At 45.4% G+C, this 21,045-nt stretch carries 26 protein-coding genes; 18 read left to right on the forward strand and 8 right to left on the reverse strand.

From position 1 onward, the window contains the following. The first annotated feature begins 313 nt into the window (after nucleotides 1-313). From ACLQ6D_RS10300 to kdsB, 6 genes are all read left to right on the forward strand, one after another. Nucleotides 314-493 carry a hypothetical protein gene (locus tag ACLQ6D_RS10300; RefSeq protein ID WP_411727194.1) on the forward strand — a complete coding sequence of 60 codons (180 nt, stop codon included), beginning with the start codon at nucleotides 314-316 and terminating at the stop codon, nucleotides 491-493. Between the two features lie 445 nt (nucleotides 494-938). Beyond that, on the forward strand, nucleotides 939-1,556 hold the full coding sequence (locus ACLQ6D_RS10305; protein WP_411727195.1) for a MotA/TolQ/ExbB proton channel family protein: 618 nt from the start codon (nucleotides 939-941) through the stop codon (nucleotides 1,554-1,556). Then, nucleotides 1,556-1,993: an ExbD/TolR family protein gene (locus tag ACLQ6D_RS10310; protein WP_411727196.1), complete on the forward strand. Its 438-nt coding sequence runs from the start codon at nucleotides 1,556-1,558 to the stop codon at nucleotides 1,991-1,993. Before ACLQ6D_RS10305 ends, ACLQ6D_RS10310 begins: the two co-directional genes overlap by 1 nt. After that, a complete protein-coding gene (gene lpxK / locus ACLQ6D_RS10315) occupies nucleotides 1,990-3,000 on the forward strand; it encodes a tetraacyldisaccharide 4'-kinase (protein WP_411727197.1) in 1,011 nt (336 codons plus the stop codon). Before ACLQ6D_RS10310 ends, lpxK begins: the two co-directional genes overlap by 4 nt. Next, the gene (locus tag ACLQ6D_RS10320; protein WP_411727218.1) at nucleotides 2,993-3,184 is read left to right on the forward strand and encodes a Trm112 family protein; all 192 of its coding nucleotides are present in this window, start codon (nucleotides 2,993-2,995) and stop codon (nucleotides 3,182-3,184) included. The genes lpxK and ACLQ6D_RS10320 overlap by 8 nt, the downstream gene beginning before the upstream one ends. After that, a complete protein-coding gene (kdsB, locus tag ACLQ6D_RS10325; protein WP_411727198.1) occupies nucleotides 3,181-3,963 on the forward strand; it encodes a 3-deoxy-manno-octulosonate cytidylyltransferase in 783 nt (260 codons plus the stop codon). Before ACLQ6D_RS10320 ends, kdsB begins: the two co-directional genes overlap by 4 nt. A gap of 263 nt (nucleotides 3,964-4,226) precedes the next feature. Here the strand turns inward: kdsB and ACLQ6D_RS10330 are convergent, their stop codons facing one another. After that, nucleotides 4,227-4,445, reverse strand: coding sequence for a hypothetical protein (locus ACLQ6D_RS10330; protein WP_411727219.1), 219 nt, complete (start codon nucleotides 4,443-4,445; stop codon nucleotides 4,227-4,229). Between the two features lie 157 nt (nucleotides 4,446-4,602). On the opposite strand from ACLQ6D_RS10330, the gene ACLQ6D_RS10335 reads away from it, so the two are divergent. The 4 genes from ACLQ6D_RS10335 (at nucleotide 4,603) to ACLQ6D_RS10350 (ending at nucleotide 8,849) form a co-directional block, all read left to right on the forward strand. Further along, nucleotides 4,603-5,928: a TolC family outer membrane protein gene (locus ACLQ6D_RS10335; protein ID WP_411727199.1), complete on the forward strand. Its 1,326-nt coding sequence runs from the start codon at nucleotides 4,603-4,605 to the stop codon at nucleotides 5,926-5,928. A gap of 40 nt (nucleotides 5,929-5,968) precedes the next feature. Beyond that, nucleotides 5,969-6,289 (forward strand): NGG1p interacting factor NIF3, encoded by a 321-nt coding sequence (locus ACLQ6D_RS10340; RefSeq protein ID WP_411727200.1) that lies wholly within the window; start codon nucleotides 5,969-5,971, stop codon nucleotides 6,287-6,289. Between the two features lie 188 nt (nucleotides 6,290-6,477). Further along, nucleotides 6,478-7,509, forward strand: a complete 1,032-nt coding sequence (locus tag ACLQ6D_RS10345; RefSeq protein ID WP_411727201.1) for a hypothetical protein — start codon at nucleotides 6,478-6,480, stop codon at nucleotides 7,507-7,509. Then, nucleotides 7,506-8,849 (forward strand): DNA cytosine methyltransferase, encoded by a 1,344-nt coding sequence (locus ACLQ6D_RS10350; protein WP_411727202.1) that lies wholly within the window; start codon nucleotides 7,506-7,508, stop codon nucleotides 8,847-8,849. Before ACLQ6D_RS10345 ends, ACLQ6D_RS10350 begins: the two co-directional genes overlap by 4 nt. Before the next feature lie 71 nt (nucleotides 8,850-8,920). Here the strand turns inward: ACLQ6D_RS10350 and ACLQ6D_RS10355 are convergent, their stop codons facing one another. Genes ACLQ6D_RS10355 through ACLQ6D_RS10365 form a run of 3 tightly spaced genes read right to left on the reverse strand, consistent with a single transcriptional unit; the run spans nucleotide 8,921 to nucleotide 10,347 of the window. Further along, nucleotides 8,921-9,850, reverse strand: a complete 930-nt coding sequence (locus ACLQ6D_RS10355; RefSeq protein ID WP_411727203.1) for a hypothetical protein — start codon at nucleotides 9,848-9,850, stop codon at nucleotides 8,921-8,923. 21 nt (nucleotides 9,851-9,871) lie between these two features. Beyond that, nucleotides 9,872-10,051 (reverse strand): hypothetical protein, encoded by a 180-nt coding sequence (locus ACLQ6D_RS10360; protein ID WP_411727204.1) that lies wholly within the window; start codon nucleotides 10,049-10,051, stop codon nucleotides 9,872-9,874. After that, a complete protein-coding gene (locus tag ACLQ6D_RS10365) occupies nucleotides 10,048-10,347 on the reverse strand; it encodes a DUF1244 domain-containing protein (protein ID WP_411727205.1) in 300 nt (99 codons plus the stop codon). The genes ACLQ6D_RS10360 and ACLQ6D_RS10365 overlap by 4 nt, the downstream gene beginning before the upstream one ends. A gap of 360 nt (nucleotides 10,348-10,707) precedes the next feature. On the opposite strand from ACLQ6D_RS10365, the gene ACLQ6D_RS10370 reads away from it, so the two are divergent. The 4 genes from ACLQ6D_RS10370 to ACLQ6D_RS10385 are packed head-to-tail and all read left to right on the forward strand — an operon-like array spanning nucleotide 10,708 to nucleotide 12,803. Then, nucleotides 10,708-11,244 carry a septation protein A gene (locus ACLQ6D_RS10370; protein ID WP_411727206.1) on the forward strand — a complete coding sequence of 179 codons (537 nt, stop codon included), beginning with the start codon at nucleotides 10,708-10,710 and terminating at the stop codon, nucleotides 11,242-11,244. 1 nt (nucleotide 11,245) lies between these two features. After that, nucleotides 11,246-11,548, forward strand: a complete 303-nt coding sequence (locus ACLQ6D_RS10375; protein WP_411727207.1) for a YciI family protein — start codon at nucleotides 11,246-11,248, stop codon at nucleotides 11,546-11,548. Continuing rightward, on the forward strand, nucleotides 11,545-11,823 hold the full coding sequence (locus ACLQ6D_RS10380) for a BolA family protein (RefSeq protein WP_411727208.1): 279 nt from the start codon (nucleotides 11,545-11,547) through the stop codon (nucleotides 11,821-11,823). Before ACLQ6D_RS10375 ends, ACLQ6D_RS10380 begins: the two co-directional genes overlap by 4 nt. Continuing rightward, the gene (locus tag ACLQ6D_RS10385; protein WP_411727209.1) at nucleotides 11,823-12,803 is read left to right on the forward strand and encodes a peptidylprolyl isomerase; all 981 of its coding nucleotides are present in this window, start codon (nucleotides 11,823-11,825) and stop codon (nucleotides 12,801-12,803) included. The genes ACLQ6D_RS10380 and ACLQ6D_RS10385 overlap by 1 nt, the downstream gene beginning before the upstream one ends. A 69-nt stretch (nucleotides 12,804-12,872) precedes the next feature. Here the strand turns inward: ACLQ6D_RS10385 and ACLQ6D_RS10390 are convergent, their stop codons facing one another. Further along, a complete protein-coding gene (locus ACLQ6D_RS10390) occupies nucleotides 12,873-13,556 on the reverse strand; it encodes a DUF2490 domain-containing protein (RefSeq protein ID WP_411727210.1) in 684 nt (227 codons plus the stop codon). 324 nt (nucleotides 13,557-13,880) lie between these two features. Between ACLQ6D_RS10390 and ACLQ6D_RS10395 the strand changes: the two genes are divergently transcribed. Beyond that, nucleotides 13,881-15,134 (forward strand): hypothetical protein, encoded by a 1,254-nt coding sequence (locus tag ACLQ6D_RS10395; protein WP_411727211.1) that lies wholly within the window; start codon nucleotides 13,881-13,883, stop codon nucleotides 15,132-15,134. A 295-nt stretch (nucleotides 15,135-15,429) separates the two neighbouring features. Here the strand turns inward: ACLQ6D_RS10395 and ACLQ6D_RS10400 are convergent, their stop codons facing one another. Beyond that, a complete protein-coding gene (locus ACLQ6D_RS10400) occupies nucleotides 15,430-15,675 on the reverse strand; it encodes a hypothetical protein (protein WP_411727212.1) in 246 nt (81 codons plus the stop codon). Nucleotides 15,676-15,982: 307 nt separating this feature from the next. Between ACLQ6D_RS10400 and ACLQ6D_RS10405 the strand changes: the two genes are divergently transcribed. Further along, a complete protein-coding gene (locus ACLQ6D_RS10405) occupies nucleotides 15,983-16,216 on the forward strand; it encodes a hypothetical protein (RefSeq protein ID WP_411727213.1) in 234 nt (77 codons plus the stop codon). 300 nt (nucleotides 16,217-16,516) lie between these two features. Here the strand turns inward: ACLQ6D_RS10405 and ACLQ6D_RS10410 are convergent, their stop codons facing one another. Together ACLQ6D_RS10410 and ACLQ6D_RS10415 are read right to left on the reverse strand one after the other, a co-directional pair. Then, entirely contained in the window at nucleotides 16,517-16,906 is a 390-nt protein-coding gene (locus ACLQ6D_RS10410; RefSeq protein WP_411727214.1) for a hypothetical protein, read from the reverse strand. A gap of 49 nt (nucleotides 16,907-16,955) precedes the next feature. Then, on the reverse strand, nucleotides 16,956-17,738 hold the full coding sequence (locus ACLQ6D_RS10415) for an enoyl-ACP reductase (RefSeq protein ID WP_411727215.1): 783 nt from the start codon (nucleotides 17,736-17,738) through the stop codon (nucleotides 16,956-16,958). 99 nt (nucleotides 17,739-17,837) lie between these two features. Here ACLQ6D_RS10415 and ACLQ6D_RS10420 point away from each other — a divergent pair, with 99 nt between their 5' ends. Together ACLQ6D_RS10420 and ACLQ6D_RS10425 are read left to right on the forward strand one after the other, a co-directional pair. Next, nucleotides 17,838-19,967, forward strand: a complete 2,130-nt coding sequence (locus tag ACLQ6D_RS10420; protein ID WP_411727216.1) for an ABC transporter substrate-binding protein — start codon at nucleotides 17,838-17,840, stop codon at nucleotides 19,965-19,967. Further along, nucleotides 19,964-20,941, forward strand: a complete 978-nt coding sequence (locus ACLQ6D_RS10425) for an ABC transporter permease (protein WP_411727217.1) — start codon at nucleotides 19,964-19,966, stop codon at nucleotides 20,939-20,941. Before ACLQ6D_RS10420 ends, ACLQ6D_RS10425 begins: the two co-directional genes overlap by 4 nt. Nucleotides 20,942-21,045: the final 104 nt, after the last annotated feature.

Raw genomic sequence — 21,045 nt, forward strand, 5'->3', positions numbered from 1 at the left:
GAAGTCCACCCGCGTCAACCGACCCCAAACCAACGGCAAGGCGGAACGGGTCATCCGCACCTTGATGGACATGTGGCACCGCCATGTCGAGCTGATGCGCTTCATTAACTCCTACAACACGGCCAAACCCCATAGGTTTGAATAACGCCACCCCTTATGAAATACTTACCGCTTATTTTAATCAACCCATCTGTAAACAACCCTGAGATTTCTTACACCTAAACCTTACCATTGGGCAGCGAAGCCAGAGACTATTTTGGCAAAAATCGACAAAGCTAAAGATATGTTGAAGACGTTACACTAGGTTGAACAAATGGCTATTGTTTGGCTTGCCTTAAAGACATCATCAACAATTCACGGAATGTTAACTGTGGATGTTTTTGAAGGGCAGAATTTACAGCCAAGAGACCAATCTCAAACAAACATTGAGCTAGGAACTCGCGATCAGCATACGTTAAACGAAGAGTTGTATGCTGTTGCAATTGGTCAATAAAGACATCGTTGATTTCAACTTTCATAAATCCACCGTAGCCAAAACGTACTATCAGGTTATGTACATCAAGTATTATCAAGGCTTTGTGTAACTTTGTATTGCTGTGCTAAACGTTGCAAGGCATTGATTTTAAATTAATATTTTAAGCTATATAAGCTTTGTAAGAGGATAGTTAGTTAAACAAAGGCGGCGTCATACCGGCAGGGATTGGCGGCGAGGATTCCATCATCTTCCGCACTTCCTCCATCCATGGAGGTTGCCGGTATCCAGGCTACAAGGATGTAGACTTCAGCAAGCCATCCTTGGCTTCTGGGTTCCGGCAATCCCTGCCGGAACGACGGAATGCAGGTAAGTGATATAAATTGGCTGGTTAATCAGGAAAAAACTTGCGCCTTCATCCTGTCACCTTGTACCTTATGTACGGTTCTATTATTCGGGAATTAATGTGTTTGAAATCATAAAAAGCGGCGGTTGGATGATGTTTCCCATCATTTTGAGTTCGATTATTGCGATGGCTATCGTCGGCGAACGTTTTTGGTCGTTACGGAAGCAGAAAATTTTGCCGCCCGAATTACTTCCCCAGGTACGGAAGCTGTACATTGAAAACAAGATGGATGAGCCTACGCTGCGTCGTTTAAAAATTAGTTCACCGCTGGGTTATGTCCTCGCGGCTGGCCTTGCCAATAGCAGCCACGGCAGGCGAGTCATGAAGGATTGTATGGAAGAAGCTGGCCGCAAGGTTGCACATGATCTGGAGCGTTTTCTTAATGCGCTGGGCACAATTGCCGCGGTGGGCCCGTTGCTGGGTTTATTGGGTACCGTGTTCGGCATGATCGAAATATTTTCATCCATGATGAAGCATGGCGCTGGCGATCCCAGTTCTTTGGCGGGAGGGATTTCGGTGGCATTAATCACAACAGCAGCCGGATTGACGGTTGCAATTCCCAGTTTGATTTTTCATCGTTATTTCGAACGCTTGGTGGATGAATATGTTGTCAGCATGGAAGAAGAAGCGTTAAAACTAATCGACATACTGCACGGTGATCGTGATGAGGTATCCTAATGAAATTCCAACGCAAAAGAAGGGAAAGGGTTGATATTACATTGATTTCAATGATTGATGTGCTGTTTGTGCTGTTACTTTTCTTCATGGTCTCGACCACTTTTAACCGACATACCGAAGTGAAAATCAAACTTCCTGAAGCCAGTGGCGCTGAAGCTGATAACCATCCTAAAAGTGTCACTGTAACCATTGACACTAAAGGTGTTTATTATCTGATGGGGAGCGATGAGCAGAGCCGTAAATTACCCGACCAGAACCGGGAAACATTAACGCGTGAATTGACAAGACTAGTTTCACAAGATAAAGACTTACCATTCATCATCAGTGCCGATGCAAAAACACCCCACCAATCGGTGATGACCGTGCTGGATGTTGCCGGGCAAGTCGGTTTCAGCCATATCACTTTCGCCACGAAAGAGCCTAATACCGAGGAATGAAAAAAACACTGGCTCGCTGGGCGGTGGATATTTGGTATAAGGACGCGTTTCTTGGCATCCTGCTATTGCCGTTTGCTTATATTTTTTCAGATCTGGTGAGGATCAGAAGGTTCTTATACCGCAAGGGCGTGTTAAAAAGCCACTCCTTGCCTGTTCCGATTATCGTCGTCGGCAATATTACGGTGGGCGGCACAGGTAAGACACCTTTAATCATCTGGTTGGCAGACCTGCTAACAAAATCCGGTTACAAACCGGGCATTATCAGCAGAGGCTACGGTGGAAAATCCGAAACCTGGCCGCAATCTGTGAATGAAAACGCCGATGTCAATAAAGTAGGGGATGAAGCCTTATTGATTGCGAAACAAACCCGTTTACCTGTGGTAGTCGGCCCGTCACGTGTCGATTCCGCAAAAAGATTGCTGGACGGATTCGATTGCAATGTGGTGTTATCTGATGACGGCTTACAGCATTACAGACTGAATCGAGATATTGAAATCGCCGTAATAGACGGCGAACGGCGTTTCGGTAACGGTTACTGCTTGCCTGCAGGCCCTTTGCGGGAGCCGATTGAACGATTAAGCAGTGTTGATTTCATGGTTGTGAATGGCGAAAAATACGCAGACCATGAATTTTCTATGCAGCTAGTTGGCGATATGGCTGTTAATCTATGTACTGGCGAACAAAAACCATTGCAAGCATTTCAAGGGATGGACTGCCATGCCTTAGCGGGAATAGGGAATCCAGAACGGTTTTTTAAATTGCTCGAATCCGCTGGCTTGTCGTGTACAACACACAGTTTTCCCGATCATTTTCAATTTGAAAGCAGCGATATTGAATTTGGCGATAACAAACCCGTGCTAATGACCGAAAAGGATGCGGTAAAATGCACCCGCTTTGCCGGACAAAACCATTGGCATCTGCCAGTGAAAGCCGTTCCTGAACCCGCTTTTGGGCAACAATTTTTAGACTTACTACTTGAATCCAAGCTCAAAAAACATGATAGATAAAAAATTACTCGATATTTTGGCCTGTCCACTCTGCAAAAGTCGCCTGATCTATGACAAGGTAAATCAGGAACTCATTTGCAGGGCTGACCGTTTGGCATTTCCGATCCGTGACGACATACCCGTGATGCTGGAGGACGAAGCCCGAAAATTAACGACCGAAGAAGTTGATGCCTTATACAAATGACGCTACGCTTTAAGGTCGTTATTCCCGCCCGCTATGCCTCCACCCGCTTGCCGGGCAAGCCGCTGCTGAATATTGCCGGTAAACCCATGATTGCCCATGTCTGTGCAAGGGCGCAACAGGCGGGCGCGGAAGAAGTCGTAGTTGCCACCGATGATGACCGGATTTTGCAAACAGTCTCCGATCTGGGTATACGGGCAGTCATGACGCGACCGGACCATCAAAGCGGTACCGAAAGGATTACAGAAGTAGTGGAGCGTTGCGGTTGGGCTGGACATGAAATCATCGTTAATTTACAAGGCGATGAACCCCTGATTCCACCTGAAACGATTCAAGAACTTGCGGCGGTTTTGGCAAGTCAACAGCAAGCGGGTATAGCGACACTGGCGGCTAAAATCGTCGATCACGAAGAAATATTCAATCCCAATGCAGTGAAAGTGGTTCTGAACAAGGTCGGATATGCGTTGTATTTCAGCCGTGCGCCCATTCCCTGGGATAGGGACGGTTTTGCCCAGCAGGCCAAGCAAGTTTCGGGAAAGATGCCCTATTACCGACATATCGGCATGTATGCTTACACCGTCGATTTTCTCAAACGCTACTGTCTGTGGAAACCTTCATTACTGGAATCGGTTGAATCTTTGGAACAACTCCGCATCCTTTGGCACGGTGAGGCAATCAGGGTTAAGGTTGTTGATAAAACTCCGGTTGCTGGGGTTGATACGGAGGAGGATTTGGTGAGAGTTGAGGGGTTAATGGGATTGGAGTCTTGTAGGACGCAATAGCGGTAGCGTATTGCACCCTCTCGTTGTGCGTTACCGAATTGGCAGCCAACCGTAGGGGCAACCCTCGTGGTTGCCCTAAAGCGATGCCAATTGAACGATAAAACTAGGCACAAAGGGCAGGCACAAGGCCCCCTACACAATCAAACATCTGCATTGCCAATCTTTTCCAGGCTTCACGGCTGATTTAACCACTCACTTTAGAGACTAAATGGGTTTGTAACCCCGTCCAGCAGGAGCAATCCATTCTCATATCCCTGAACAATTCAATCAATCGTCTCCACCCAACGGCAACGTTCATTGACCATTTTTGACGTTCTGGTGTTACCAATACCCTTGGCAATCAAGGCCACAACCCGGTCGTCGGTGTCGTAGCCGATATGGGCTTCCAATGGGTTGGCGACCTTGCCGAAACTGAACGCATTGTCCTGCTGTTCCATAAAGCCTTCAACCATGCCATTACCCAAGCTTGCGCAACCACTCAAGGAAATTGTTAAGGTCAATAAAAAGAAAATTTTAAATAAAAGTCTCATGCGTTATAGTGAAAGCCGTAAGAAAAAACCTGCAAAATACTACCACTTATCCGGCAAAATGAGTAATACACTGGCTGGTAAACTTAATTTTACACTGCCCCAACATTCTATGAGACGAAGATTAACTAACCTGTTTGCTGTACTGTTGATAAGCCTTCCCTCCCTGCCACGGGCGGAGAATTTAATGGATATTTACGGACTCGCCCTGCAAAACGACCCCATTACCAAGGAAGCGGAAGCCAAACAATCAGCTGCGGGCGAAAGCAGGGACCAGGGGCTTGCACGGTTTTTTCCTACCTTGGCCGCCACGGGGGGCTCTAGTAGAAATTGGTTTAATACTAGAAAATTGAATTTCCAAGGCACCGATCAGGAATACTGGAACAACAATTTTAGCCTCAACCTAAGCCAACCCCTGTTCCATTGGGATCATTGGATACAACTCAGCCAGTCAGATAACCAAATCGCCCAGGCTGAGGCCGCTTACCAGTCCGAATTACAGAACCTGATCGTAAGGACGACCGAAGCCTACTTTAACGTGCTGTCGGCACAGGATAACCTGCAATTCACGGTTTCGGAAAAACAGGCGATATCAAAACAGCTTGAACAAGCCAAGGAACGTTTTGAGGTCGGCATCATTCCCATCACCGATGTCTACGAAGCGCAAGCTGCCTTTGACGCGACCACCGCCAATGAACTTGAAGCTGCCAATAACCTGGACAACAAAAAAGAAGCATTAAGGGAAATTATCGGCGAAAATGAAGGATTGATTAGTCCCCTCGGAGAAACCTTGCCACTAAAAAAACCAGAGCCGGACAATATGTCAAAATGGGGAGAAACCGCCGAATTCAATAACCTTAGCATTGTTGCCTCATTTAATCAAATGGAAGTGTCTCGCAAAGCGATCGACATCCAGCGCAATGGCCATTTACCAACGCTAGACTTGGTTGGCTCTTACGGCGTATCAGATAATAGCGCATCGTTCGGGCCACGCGGCGATACCCAAAGCATCGGCGTACAATTGAACGTCCCCTTATTTGAAGGCGGCGCAGTCAATTCCAGGACTCGGCAGGCCAGTTTTGAGTATGAAGCCGCCAAAGAAAATCTGACCGCCATCAAACGTTCGGTAAAACGCCAGGTTAACAACACCTACCGCAGCATACTCACCAACATTAGCCGCATAGAAGCGCTCAAAGCAACCGTGACTTCAGCGGAAAGCGCCCTGGAAGCCGCCGAAGCTGGCTTCGAAGTCGGCATCCGCACCATGGTTGACGTATTGGCTGAGCAACGTTATGTCTACCGCGCCAAACGCGACTTGTCCCGCACCCGTTACGATTACCTGGTCAACACCATCAAGCTAAAACAAACGACCAGCGACCTTAACCAAAATGACCTTGAACAGATTAATGGCTTGCTGGTGACGAACCCTGCCAAATAAAATAACCTGTCAGCGTGATCACAAGTAGCCCCTAAAAACCATGTATAAACTGAGTTTTTATGTTCCAGAATCGCATCTTGAAGCAGTAAAAAACGCCTTGTTTGCAAAAAGTGCGGGGCGATATAAGGCTTATGACCGATGCTGTTGGCAAGTGCTAGGTGTAGGCCAATTCAGGCCGTTGGCGGATAGCCAGCCGTATTTTGGTAAAGTCAATCAGTTGGAAAAATTGGCCGAATACAAGGTGGAAATGATCTGCAACGATGCCGTTATAAAAGAAATCGTGCAAACATTGCTCAGCGTTCATCCTTATGAAGAACCCGCTTATGAGGTTTACAAAATTTTGACGGCTGAGGATTTATAAAGCCCATAGATCATATGTGGGCTAGGAGCGAGGTGCAGCTTTTGCAATTGATGAGTTTCGTGCCTAACATATCCTGTCTCAAAAAATCAATCGAAGCGGCTCCCCATTGGTTTCGTGCATTAAAATATGAAATTAGAAGCAGGTCTTAAAAGCAGCGGAAGAAAAAATTAAATATTTAAAAACATACAATGGCTAAATATAACAGAAGCATAAACGAACTTAGAACTAGGGCTGCGCTTTGGTGGCCTGAAGAATTGAAAAACAAAAACGCATTGGCCAATGTTCTTCCTCTTCTTTTAAAAACACAAGAAGACTTTTTGCGACTTATCGTTTTAAGTAAAAACGACCCTTTTCAACTATTTGATTTAATAAAAGTAGCAAAATACCCATCAAATCTTTTTCTCAAACATTTAGCTGTATTAGCTGACTATGGCGGTGAGCCAATTCAACGATTAGGCCGTTCATTCAAAGAAATATTTCCAAAAAGAGGAGGCGAAAAAGGGAAGTATTATTTTGATTTTATATGGAAAGAGAAAACATATAGATACGAATTTAAAGCTCTTCCGGTAAGTGGCTTAAACAACAAGAAATTATTCATTGACGGTGAAGGGCTTATTATCGAGAAGGGATTAGATAATTTAACGTGCGACATGATTGAACTGTTATTGTTTGCCTCCACTTCTGACTATGCAGACCAAGCCGGGTTGTGTGCTTGTGAAATCGGTACAATGCTCGGCAACGAAGATGTCTTAATAAAATATGTCAAGCAACGATATATTACAGTCAGCAGGATAACAGGTGGAGCTACCGCAAATAGTTTAGGTCAATTGGCTCAAACTGAAATTGTAGATTTCCTTGTAAACGACCTTAGCGGTGAATACAAAATTATCAGAAATGGTTATATTGCCATTGATGGTTATGACAAAAAAGGCGGTATGCCTTTCGATTTGGTTGTGGAAAAAGGGACGAAAAAAGTTGGCATTGAGGTTACTTTCCAAGTTACAACAAATAGCACGATAGAAAGAAAAGCAGGGCAAGCGGCAGATCGTCAAACGTTGATGCACAAAAACGGCTATCAAATTGCTTACGTTATTGATGGTGCTGGAAATTTTCAACGTTCTTCTGCAATTTCCACAATTTGCGACCACAGTGACTGCACAGTCGCGTATACGATTGCGGAGTTTAAAGTATTGTCTAACTGGATAAAAACCGTCCTATGATTAAGTTTATCGACTTATATGCAGGGACTGGCGGTATCCGTTTAGGTTTTGAGCAGGCTTGCAGAAAGTTTGACTTAAAAACGGAATGCGTTTTTGCATCTGAAATTGATAAAAATGCGTGTGCTTCTTATGAACTCAATTTTGGACATAACCCATTTTCTGACGTTACCAAAGTTGAGGAATTGCCACCCTTCGATTTTATGTTAGCAGGGTTTCCTTGCCAGTCTTTTTCTTACGCTGGAAAACGTAGAGGATTTGGTGAAACGCGGGGGACATTGTTTTTTGAAGTTGAAAGGTTACTTGCCAGATATAAACCCAAAGGATTTTTACTGGAAAATGTAAGAGGATTGACAACTCACGACAAAGGACGCACTTTTGAAACTATTATCCATAGCCTTAAAAATAATGGCTATAGTGTTGACTATTTTCTTTTAAACAGTAGCAACTTCGGAGTTCCACAAAATAGGGTTCGTATATACATACTTGGTGTATTAAATGAACAAATTAACATGACATTGCAATCTGACTTGGGCGCATCAGATTCTCATAAATTCAAACAACGAAATGAACAACTTTCAATATTTTCTGAACCAAAAATCATAAGGGTTGTGAAAGATATTCTTGAAAACAATGTTCCTAAAAAATACGAATGCACTAAAGAGTTTGTGGCTAAATTAAGAAAAGTTGTTGGTGACGACCTTTCAAAATTACACGGATACAGATTGATTGATTACAGGGGCGGACAAGCGATACATTCTTGGGAATTAGGAATAAAAGGTGATTGTACAAAAGCTGAAATTGAATTTTTGAACTTGCTCATTGCAAACAGAAGAAAGAAAACCTTTGGAATTCATCAAGACGGTAAATCTTTAACACTTGAGCAAATAAAGACTTTTTACCAAAAAGACGACTTGGAAAACATATTAGGCTCTTTAATTGAAAAGGGATATTTGAGCGCATATGACAATAAATATAACCCGGTAGCTGGTAATATGTCTTTTGAGGTCTTTAAGTTTCTTGATCCTGAAAGCATTTCAATCACACTGACGGCTTCAGACACAAATAGGCTTGGCGTGATCCAAAATGGCAAGGCCAGAAAATTGACACCAAGGGAATGTGCAAGGCTCCAAGGTTTTCCAGACAGCTACAAATTATTGGACAAGGACAACGCAGTTTACAAACAAATGGGTAATGCCGTTTCTGTTCCCGTCATTGAGGCTGTCGTTACAGACTTAATTGAAAACAATAATATATTTGACAGTGCAATAGAATGTGAAAGGGAACAAGGAGCATCACTCGCGAATTATGAACTTCCTTCGACAGCCTATGCTATGGTCTAAATAATCCGTTAATCTCAATAAAAAGCTCGGTAGATTGGGGTTCGCAAGCTTACCCACAACCTACATTTACCTTATTTCTGCCCCAAGTTTTTAAGTATTTCCTTTAACGGCACCAGGTTCATTGTTATCCTGAATAACACTTCATTGTTCTCTAACAGGCCGTAACAGTTATAACTTCTTAGCTGGATGTTGGTCTGGTTTAAGGTGTTATCGCGGGATTCCGGCAGTTGTTTGACGAGGATATTAAGCGTGTCGTTATTTTTAAGCTGGCTGACATAGTGCCGGTCTACGGAAATTTCATGGGAGGTGTAAACCATGGGGTTGAGTTTGAAGTCATGGGTTTCTAACTGCGCCTTTTCTAGCAAGGCTCCTGATGACAGGCTGCAAGGGAATATTTCGGGATAATGGGCAACGTGGGTTAACTCGTCAAAATAATCGGATTGCTCGGCGAAAGACCCGGACAGGAAGTTTTTAACGGAACCGTTATTCAGGTATTTCCGTTTGAGGAAATAATCGGTATCGGGAATGGTGGTTCGGTCTGGAATGTCGTTAAGGTCGGGCAGGTTGTCGAGTTTGTTATCAGCCAAAAATAACGGTACTTGCGTTTCCTTTTTAAAGCCCAGCAACACGGTTTTACCATCGGACTTCATGGAGATACGATTGGTTAGGGTCAGGTTGGGTATGGTGTTAATCAGCGTCTTTTTAATGTCCAGATACACAGGTATGCGAGGGCGAACGGCGTTAACAAAGGTAATTTGATAATTGCTGAACCGCAGCTTGTTTTCGGCGATCACCTGGTTTTCATGATGCGCTTCCCGGTACAGGCGCATTTGATACTCGATCAGCGTATTCAGTTGATAACCCAGGACTATAGGCCCTTTGAACGGGTTATGCGTAATTTGCAACCATTTGTGCTTATCGTGAAACAAATTGAAGTCATCTGACGCGTTACGCGCCACTTCGATATGAATTTGGTCGAATGTGAATGGCTCATTGCTCATTTTTTAGGCTCGGAATAACGGTCAGCTACGAATATGATCGCACGGAACAATACACAATTTGTCCTGCGTGGCTGGATAGTGACGGACTGCCCCCACCAAGCGGCTCATTTCTGTCATAAAAGGGCAAATCAGCTTGAGCATTTCGTAATCCTGGCCGTTAACGCCGGAAAACAGGGCATCGTAGTTTGCTTGTCGGGTCATGATTTTGATTTTATCCTGTTTTCTAAAGCGGCAAGTTGCTCCGGTGTGGCCTCGCCCTGGTATTTGGTTTGCCATTCTTTGTAAGGCATACCATAGATAACTTCCCTGGCCTGTTCGTAATCCAACTCTACACCTTGGTCTTGGGCTGCCGCGACATACCACTTCGCGAGGCAATTCCGGCAAAAGTCGGCCAAGATCATCAAGTCGATATTTTGCACCTCGGTATGCGTCTGTAAGTGATGGGTTAAGCGCCTGAATGCAGCCGCCTCTAGCTGGGTTTTTGTGTTATCGTCCACGACCTGTCTCCAAAATGAACCGCCATTTTAACAGAATCGGCAATCAAAACATGTACATTGAGCGGCAATGGCCTTACAATAAGAATGTAAGCCAGATGATTGATTCTACGTGTCCGCCAACGATTACAAAAAAGTCGCAAGAATCCAAAAACCTAAACGTATTCAGTAGTGAACTGTTGAGCAATTAGGCACTCTTATCGCCAGCACAGGTAAACCATATTTTAACTCAGCACCCTCACATAGTTTCCAGCAGGACTGTGACTATGGATTGCAAGCACCACTATCCGTCTAGCTTTGGCCTGACCTAAAAAACCGATTTCACTAACGCGCCACAAAATTAAATACGCCGCCCCATCTGTCATGAAACAGCTTTTCGAATTCTTTCCTATTATCCTATTTTTTATTGCGTTCAAGCTGTATGACATTTACGTAGCTGCCGGCGTAGTCATTGTGGCAACACTCTTACAAGTCGCTTATACCTGGTTCAGGCACCGTAAAGTGGAAACTATGCAATGGATTACGCTGGGGTTAATCATTGTGATGGGCGGCGCAACGATTGTGTTACATGACGAACAATTCATCAAATGGAAGCTATCCATCATCGAATGGTTATTCGGCTTGGCTTTTTTGGGCAGCCAATTTATCGGCAAAAAGCCTTTCGTAGAACGGATGATGTCAAAAAGCTTGACGCTTCCCTCTTCTGTTTGGCGGCGCTTAAACCTGATGTGGGGCTGTTTTTTTATCAGCGTAGGGTTTATCAACGTGTATGTGATGTTCCATTACAACACCGATCAATGGGTGACTTTCAAAACCTTTGGTGTCCCAGGCTTGATGATCCTGTTCATTTTGCTACAGATGGTTTTTTTATATAAATATATTGACGAAACCGAGAAATAGTGTGTTATACGCAATCATCAGTGAAGATGCCACAGATAGCCTGGAACTGCGTATGGCCGCCAGACCCGCCCATGTTAAAAGGCTACAGGAACTTCAAGATGCCGGACGGCTGGTGTTGGCAGGCCCACATCCCGGCATAGACAGCGACAATCCAGGTGCCGCAGGCTTCACAGGCAGTTTGTTGGTCGCAGAATTTGAAACTTTACAGGACGCACAACAATGGGCTGATGCAGACCCTTATAGGGACGCAAATGTCTATTCCAAAATAACCGTCAAACCGTTTAAAAAGGTATTCCCACAATGACATCCGAAATCATTAAACGCTTATTGAATGAAGCGTTTAAGCCAGAATTACTGGAAATTATCGACCATAGTGCCGCCCATGCCGGTCATGCCGGAGCCAGAAGCGGTGGCGGTCACTATCATGTCACGATTGTTGCCGAAGCATTTGCCGGAAAATCGCTGGTACAACGTCACCAGCTGGTTTACAAAGCGTTAGGCGACATGATGAAACAAGAAATTCATGCCTTAGGCATAAATGCCCTTTCACCCTCTGAAGAAACCAAAGGAATCCATTAATGAATAGAAAACTTATCCCCTTACTTATTGCAGCCGTAATTATTTCAGCTTGCGACCCCAAAGCCACTACCGGGGCATCGTCTGCGCCTGCTGTTAAAAAAGAAGATGCTATCGCCAGCGTTAACGGGCAATACATCAGCAAAAAAACGCTGGAAGACCTGGAAAAAGATATTGCCCAGCGCAGCCAAGGCCAAACCCCTGCTTTCCCAAAGGAAAAATTGGTTGATGAACTGGTTCAGCGCGAAATATTGGTGCAAGATGCTGTGCAAAAAAAGCTGGATCAAGCACCAGAAACCGTCGCACAACTTGAAGCTGCCAGAAAAGCCATATTGACTCAGGCGAGCTTGCAGAACTATTTGAAAGCCAATCCTATCACCGATGCTGAAATAAAGAAGGAATATGACAGCAAAGTAGGCGGCGGTAATGGAACTGAATACAAAGCCAGCCACATCCTGGTTAAAACCGAAGATGAAGCCAAAAAACTGATTGCTGAGTTAGATAAAGGCGGAAAATTTGCCAAACTGGCAAACAAGCATTCATTGGATGCCAAAGAATCCAAAAATGGCGGCGATCTAGGCTGGTTCAACCCCAGCCAAATGGTGGCGCCGTTCTCCGAAGCCGTTGCCAAACTGGAAAAAAGCAAATATTCGAAAGAACCTGTGAAAACCCAGTTCGGATACCATATCATTCGATTGGAAGATTCCAGAAAACAAACCCCTCCGCCCTTGGAAGCCGTCAAGGAACAACTGACACCCACGTTGCAACGTCAAAAAATTCAGGCAATGGTAGAGAACTTACGAAAACAAGCCAAAGTTGAAATCCTATTGCCGAAAGAAGAACCTAAACCGGCTACCCTGGCACCTGCACCTGCTTCCGCTCCAGCGGAATCTTCTGCTCCAGAGCCAGCCGCGACAGCAACACCCGCAACAGCAGAGCCAGCTAAAGAAGCTGAAAAACCTGCTGAACCTGCTAAAAAATAGGGTTTTGTCAGAAACAAAAAAGGGCGGTTTACCGCCCTTTTTTTATGACCACGCCCAAAATACAGTGTTTTAAAAATTAACGTTCAAATTGGTCAACCATACGTGATTGAACAAATCTTCTTTGCCAAAGTTGTTGACGTATTGCAGTTGATACCCGGTATCGATATTAATTTGCGGTGTTATTTTGTAACCCACACCAAAGTAAGAACGGTTTTGGTTGATACCAGATTGAACCGATGACTCCAAGCGCCCTGAATTTACCGAGTTAAAGTAAACAAATAACTCGTCAAAAGCGACCAAAAACAATTTGGATTCAGTAATAGAGTACTGGAATCTAAAACGATGGCGCATACGATGTGATAAATCAGCGTGAGCAAAGAAACGTTGCTCCAATCGGAAACGGTACTGAAAATTGAGATCAGGCGTTAAATTGTCTATCCATTGGACTTGCTCGACGAGATCTTTAGTGGCTAAATCGAACTTATCCTGGGAATTGTACTCACCTTGCCAGGCAAACCCGATCGACGCTTGTAGATGCTTAGTGACCTTATAACCAAAAAAAGGACGTATGATCAATTGGCTGAATTTGGAATTGTCCTTATTAAAACGCGGCTGCAATTCTAAAAACGCCACATAGTTACTTCCGCCAAAATCTGTTTGGTACGTGTTGCTAACCCAAATGCTTGAATCGTCATCCGCCAAACTTGCCGCTGATACGGCAAGACCCAACCATAACGCCAAAATTTTTTCCATTCTGCCCCTTAAGCTAAAAATAGCCGTTGTATTAATTGATTGTGATCGTTTTAAAACCCTTAAATAGAGAACGATTCTTGAAGCCGGACGGGACATCTTGCCACGTCCACAGGGGTTTTTGTATGTTTAAGCTTGTAGGCCATAATCTTTCATGGACGTAAAGATTTTCCGCGCGTCGTAATCCTGGTGAACACGGGATTCGGCTCTACATCTAATCCATCTTACAGCCTTGTCAATATTTTTATGATAGAATCCAAACTAACAATAAGTCATAATAGACAGCAATAAATAATAATAAATAAGCCTGATTAGGAGGAGACACCCATGCTCGAAGATATTTCCGAAGCGCTCGATATTGTCAATCAACAAGCCGAACGCGCCAAACTGGCGGCAAGTAATTGTGAAGATTTTTCCCAAAATGCGGAGCGGTCTCAGCAAATTGCCGAGCAACACGCACTAACAGCATCCCAATACGCAGAACAAGCGGGTCACCACGCCCAACAAGCTGAATTGGCTCGCCAGCAGGCAAATTCGAATGCTGAATCGGCCAGGTCTGCTACCGGACAATCGCAGGAATATGCCCAAGTATCGGCCAACCATGCTGATAATGCCAATGCTTATGCCGAAAGGGCAAACAACGCTGCACGAGAAGCGCTCACACAATCTGAAGTATCTGAACAATCCGCCAGACGTGCCCGTGACTTCGAAAGCAATGCGGATCAGTCTGCCGATAATGCCCAACAGGCAACTAATTCAGTACAAGCGTATGCCGAACAAGCTGAATCAGCTCGCCAGCAGGCAAATTCGAATGCTGAATCAGCCAGGTCTGCTGCCGGACAATCACAGGAATATGCCCAGGTATCTGCCAACCATGCTGATAATGCTAATGCTTATGCCGAAAGGGCAGACAATGCTGCGCGAGAAGCGCTCTCACAGTCAGAAGCATCTGAACAATCCGCCAGGCGTACCCGTGACTACGAAGGCAATGCGGATCAATCTGCTGATAATGCCCAACAGTCAGCTAAATTAGCACAGGCTCATGCCGAAGAGGCTAGAACCCAAGCCAGTCAAGCGGAGAGATATGCCAGCGCGACGATTGATGTGCATAATAGCGCACTGTCATCACTTACTGGTATTGAGCAAACGTCAAATCTGGCGCAATCGGCCATGAATGAGGCGCAAAGCTACGCCCAACAGTCGCGTGAACATGTCGTCCAAACAGCCGATTTAAGCGAACAAGCGAGCAATCGCTGCCATGAAATTGAACAACGGCTTAACGATGCGAATAATACGATGGGGCAGGTGCAGGAGATTCAACGCCAAACTGAAAATCTACTGTCACAAGTGCAACAGGCACTGAAGGAAAGCCAAGATGCCAAGCAATTGGCTGAGCAGGCGCGTGATGACGCGCAAAAACTACACGATCAGGTACAAGAGGTCTTGGAACGGATTCAAGAGCATTCCAATAAAGCCGAAAAAGCAGTAGTTGTGGCGAGTAGCGCCTCCAAAGATACAATAAAGTTAATGTTCGATGCGAAAGATGCGGTTTCGCGAATTTTCGCTGCAACTAAGTTGTAGAATTTAAGTCACCTGAGGGGCTGGTTCTTGGACAAGTAGGCATTTAACGCAGTGGCTTATTGCCATCTTAACGGTACGTAGGTTGGGTTACGACTGCATGGATGTAGGAGGTAGGGCACAACGCATGGAGCGGTTGCCGAGACGCGCAAATGATAGACCTTGAAGCGTGTAGGGCGCTTGTGCGCGTCGTAACCCAACAAACAGCGTTTAAGTCGGCGGCAAATGTTGGGTTATACGGCGCACGGACAATCTGGTTGCTGTCTTATAGGCATTTGCCATGTGCGCCTAACCCAACCTACGATGCTTTTTGTGCAAAGGCTGGCCATGCGCGGCGCACTACACGGGCAGTATCAAGCCAAGTGCAATTGTGTGGGGTAAGCCCATTCTTTTCACACGCCCGAGTTAGGGCTACACAATCGAAGGGCGTATGGCTCGCGACCACTTTACCCTGCAACCAGGGTACAAGGAACTCGTAAACAACCCGCCACTTTGGTGCGTCCCGAACCGCCCACTCATCAATGCCCTGGATTGCAATATTCATCTCATCGAAGTAGTCTTCAGGATCGACTAAAGATTCCTATGTATCGTAAAGTACTCCATCGCGAAACTCACCAATACCAATCTGACAAATGCTCGCAAAATTTGGGTTAGCAGTCTCAACATCGATCACAACGAAGTTCATGTACTTCTTCCAGTCTTATTTTTCCCACTTTACACTTTCTAGTAAACGCAACACGAATTTGTTCGAAATTGTTATAGTTTAAAATTGTCCTCAACATCAACATTCAACTAAAATCTTCTATTGAATACCTTAAGTTTAATAACCCAATCTACCCGGTTCAAAAATCATGCTAAAAAAAATTAAAGATTCACCAAAACTACAGCAACTTAAATCTCTCCACCCGAATGCTAACGTCATCGTCATCATTTTAGCAATTGTCATGCTATGGCGAGGTGTTTGGGGGCTACTGGATACTTATCTATTTCCTGGATCACCTACCTTCAGCTACTTAACTTGTATCGCGCTGGGCGCTGTTATCTTGTATCTGGATGATTTCAAAATCGATAATTTGAAAAGGTAAGTGCCGTTGGGTTAGACGCGAATAACTGTAGATCGATAAATCTTGTTGGCATTCGCTATACGCCCCTAATTTACCATTTAAACGCGGCAAGCCGCAATACAGCTAACGCTTACACCCAACAAAAAAATTGAACTCGCAGTTCTCATCATTCCAACCACTCAATCACATGGTCTTCCAAATCGTCCGCTTGAGATTCTGCAACCGCAAAACTTCTGATGGAAACACCAGCGTCTACTACGCTGGTTGTAGTACCGGAAACAAGAGGATGCCAACCGGGAATTCAGCAACCTACCATGCTTTTCATTGGATCGTCTTGCCGCTGAATCGGTCGCGGTTTGTCCAGAATTTACAGACGGGGCATTTCTCGCCGTCGGGGTAATCGATTCCTTCTTCATGGGGACATCCGATAATTCGATCTGGCGAAATTACAGATTTCACGCCATGCCTTTGGAGCAAATGAATGATCGCCTCATTTATTTCTGGATCAACCCTCGCATCCTTCCCTTTCGAGAACCACCGTTCCAGGATTTCTACTTCGCCCTTTTCGACTTGGATTATTCCAACCGCCACTTTGTTCGCTTGCTTGTCATCTGGCCCATAGTAAGCAATGGTCGCTACTGGGTGACCCTGATAACCTCGTTTGGCTTTCTTCTTAAGGCGATCTCTAAACAGCGTTGCTTTGAGCGACATAGTGGACTCCGTATTGGCCTAAATTAAAGCTATATTTTAATTATCCCCTTCAAACCGCCGCCAACCCAGCAATATTATACCCACAATCCACATAAGTAATTTCCCCAGTAATCCCAGAAGCAAGGTCGGAACACATAAACGCGGCAGCGTTGCCGACTTCCTCGATAGTTACGTTTTTCTTTAGTGGCGAAGCGTCCGCCGCTTTATTCAGCATGGCTTTAAAATCATTGATGCCTGATGCCGCCAAAGTACGAATAGGCCCTGCTGAGATGGCATTGACACGCGTACCTTCGGGCCCTAAAGCCACCGCCATATAGCGGACATTCGCTTCCAGACTGGCTTTGGCAACACCCATGACATTGTAGTTAGGGATCGCCCGTTCCGCGCCCAGATAAGTCAAGGTCAACAGCGAACCATTACGCCCTGCCATCATTGCGCGTCCAGCTTTCGCTAAAGCGGTAAAGCTGTATGAACTCACGTCATGGGCAATCCTAAAATTTTCGCGGGTGGTGACATCGACATAATCACCATTCAGCGCATCACGCGGTGCAAAAGCGACCGAATGCACGATACCATCCAAACCATCCCAATGTCCGCCCAGCTTGTCAAACACGGTGTCGATATGCTCATCAATGCTGACATCGCACTCAATCGTGATTTTGGAGTTGCACTGTCCGGCCATTTCTTCAACACGGCTTTGCAGCTTTTCATTCTGGAAAGTAAACGCCAGTTCAGCACCCTCGCGGTACATGGCTTGCGCGATGCCCCATGCGATAGAGCGGTTGCTCGCCAAGCCCACAATCAAGACCCGTTTGCCCTGCATCAAACCCATTATCATCTCCCGATGTGTTTGTTGTTACAATAGGGTTGAAAGTATCTACGACCCGTATTGTGATGTCCAGTCTTTTGTCCAAGCCTTTTGTCTAAGTATATGCCATTCCGCAAAATCGCGATCATACTTGCCTTACTGTTGACAGCCTGCGATGTCTCCCATCTCAATAACCCTTATCCAGAAGACCAAAACGAACAGGCAATTTTGTACCAATCATTCGACGAACGGCCCAAACACCTGGATCCCGCCATTTCTTACAGCGAAAACGAATATGCTTTTATTGCCCAGATTTACGAGCCGCCCTTCCAATATCATTACCTGAAACGCCCTTATCAACTGGTTCCGCTAACGGCCAAAAAAATGCCGGACATCCAGTATGTTAACCGACTAGGCGAAAAACTAAGCGCTAACGCAAACATTAAGGACATCGCTTTTACCGATTACGTCATCGACATAAAATCCAATATCCGTTATCAGCCCCATCCCGCTTTGGCAAAATCTGACTATGGCGAGTATGCCTTTCATCATCTAAGCAAAAACCAGATTGATGCCCTGCGTACGCTCAGTGATTTCAATGCCACGGGTAGCCGTGAGCTAGTTGCTGAAGATTATGTCTACCAGATTAAAAGGCTGGCGCATCCCAAAACGCAATCGCCGATTGCGGAAATGATGAAAAATTATATTGTAGGCTTTGGCGAGTTTTCCGAAAAGGTCAAACAACTACCCAAAACAGCAATAAGGGATCTGCCCATGTCGGGCGTTACAGCCATTAGCCGTTACACATACCGTATTCGAATAACTGGCAAATACCCGCAGTTCATGTACTGGCTGGGAATGATGTTTTTTGCGCCGATGCCTTGGGAGGCTGATGTGTTTTACGATCAGCCCGGACTATCCGATAAAAACATCACCCTGGACTGGTATCCCATCGGCACGGGGGCTTACCTGTTGGCTGAGAATAATCCCAATCGCCGTATGATCCTGGAAAAGAACCCCAACTTTCACCTGGAAACTTATCCTTCGGAGGGTGCGCCGGAAGATCAGAAAAAAGGCTTGTTGAATGACGCAGGCAAGCCCTTGCCTTTTATCGATAAGGTCATTTTCATGTTGGAAAAGGAGACCATTCCCTATTGGACGAAATTTCTACAAGGTTATTTTGACGCTTCCGGAATCGCCTCTGACAACTTTGACCAGGCCGTTCAGTTTACCGGCAGTGGCGGCGTTCGGTTAACGGAAACCATGCGGCAAAAAGGCATCCAATTACAGGCCACGGTAGAAACTTCCAGTTTTTACATGGGATTTAATATGTTGGATGCAACCGTTGGCGGCACTACCGAACAAGCCAGAAAGTTACGGCTAGCTATTTCAATTGCGGTTGATTATGAAGAACTTATCTCGATCTTCATGAATGAACGGGGGCTGGTTGCACAAGGCGTGTTGCCACCCGGAATTTATGGTTATGAGGAAGGCAAAGCCGGGATCAACCCTTATGTATACGATTGGATAAATGGCAAGCCTCAGCGTAAGGACATGAGTGTAGCGCGGCAACTGATGAAGGAAGCCGATTACGACAATGGCATCGACCCAAAAACTAATGAAGCACTGATACTTTATTTCGATACTACCTCGACCAGCGTCGATGACCGTCCAAGGATGAGCTGGTATCGCAAACAATTTGAAAAACTGGGCATTAAGCTGGTGATCCGGGCGACCGATTACAACCGTTTTCAGGAGAAAATGCGCAGTGGCAATGCCCAGATTTATGTCTGGGGCTGGAATGCGGATTACCCTGACCCTGAAAACTTCTTTTTCCTGCTTTACGGCGGTAATTCAAAGGTTAAATTCAGTGGCGAAAACGCAGGCAATTACCAAAACCCAGCCTTCGACCGTCTGTTTGAAGAAATGCGTAATATGGATAACAGTCCGCAACGGTTTCAGCTTATTCAACAAATGCAGGAGCTTGTTCGCCATGATGCACCCTGGATTTTTGGTTTGCACCCGAAAAAATTCTCCTTGTTCCACAGCTGGTACAAAAACATCAAACCCCATGTGATGGCTAATAACACGCTAAAATACCTGCGACTGGATATCGTTGCCAGGACACAACAAAGACAGGCATGGAATCACCCTATATTCTGGCCTTTTCTGTTAGGCGGCGTACTGTTTGTGCTAATACTTGTCTATGCGGTTAGCGCCGTCCGTAGTCGTACCAGGAAAACCCTGCAATGATCAGCTACATTATCAGGCGGTTTTTATATGCTATCCCTATTTTGATAGGGGTTAATATTTTGACCTTTGTGCTGTTTTTTATCATTAACAGCCCCGACGATATGGCGCGTATGCAGCTCGGGCAAAAACATGTCACCCAGCAAGCGATAGAAAACTGGAAACAGCAACATGGCTATGATGTGCCGCTATTATGGAACGCCAAAGCCCAAGCAGAAGAAAAGCTGACGAAAACCATTTTTTATCAAAAATCAGTCAACCTGTTTTTGTTCCGCTTTGGCGTGTCCGATAGCGGCAGAAATATTGGCGCCGACATCAAGGAACGTGCCTGGCCCAGCCTGGCTGTGGCCTTGCCCACGTTAATCGTGGGCTTGGTGACCAATATCTGTTTTGCCTTGCTGGTCGTGCTATTTCGGGGCAGCTACTTGGAATTAAGCGGAACCGTCCTGTGTGTCATCCTAATGTCGGTTTCATCGCTGTTTTACATCATCGGCGGCCAATTTGTGATTGCCAAAGTATTAAGATGGGTGCCTATTTCCGGTTATGACGACGGCTTTGCAGCTATTAAGTTTATAGCCCTGCCCGTGCTGATTGGCGTTTTTTCAGGCCTAGGCTCAGGCGTACGCTGGTATCGGACTTTATTCCTGGAAGAAGTCGAAAAAGACTATGTCCGCACCGCACGGGCAAAAGGCCTAACCGAAACCCAAACCCTATTCCGCCATGTCTTGCCCAATGCCATGATCCCCATTTTAACGGGAGTCGTGGTGGTATTGCCGTTGCTGTTCATGGGCAGTTTGATTATGGAATCGTTTTTCAGTATTCCAGGTTTGGGCAGTTACACGATAGATGCCATCAATAGCCAGGATTTTGCTATCGTGCGGGCGATGGTATTCCTGGGTTCAGTTTTATACGTGATCGGCTTGTTGTTGACCGATATTTCCTACACCTTGGTTGATCCTAGGGTTAGGTTGTCGTAAGGCGTGAATAATTGGATTTCCTGATTGGAGTGTAGGGCGGAAACCGGTAGGTGTTCCGCCTCATACGTCGGAACACCGCTAGCGCCGCTTCCGACTTACGAGTT

Origin of the sequence: Methyloglobulus sp. (assembly GCF_046714055.1) — a bacterium.
In the GTDB taxonomy this organism is placed as follows: Bacteria; Pseudomonadota; Gammaproteobacteria; order Methylococcales; family Methylomonadaceae; genus Methyloglobulus.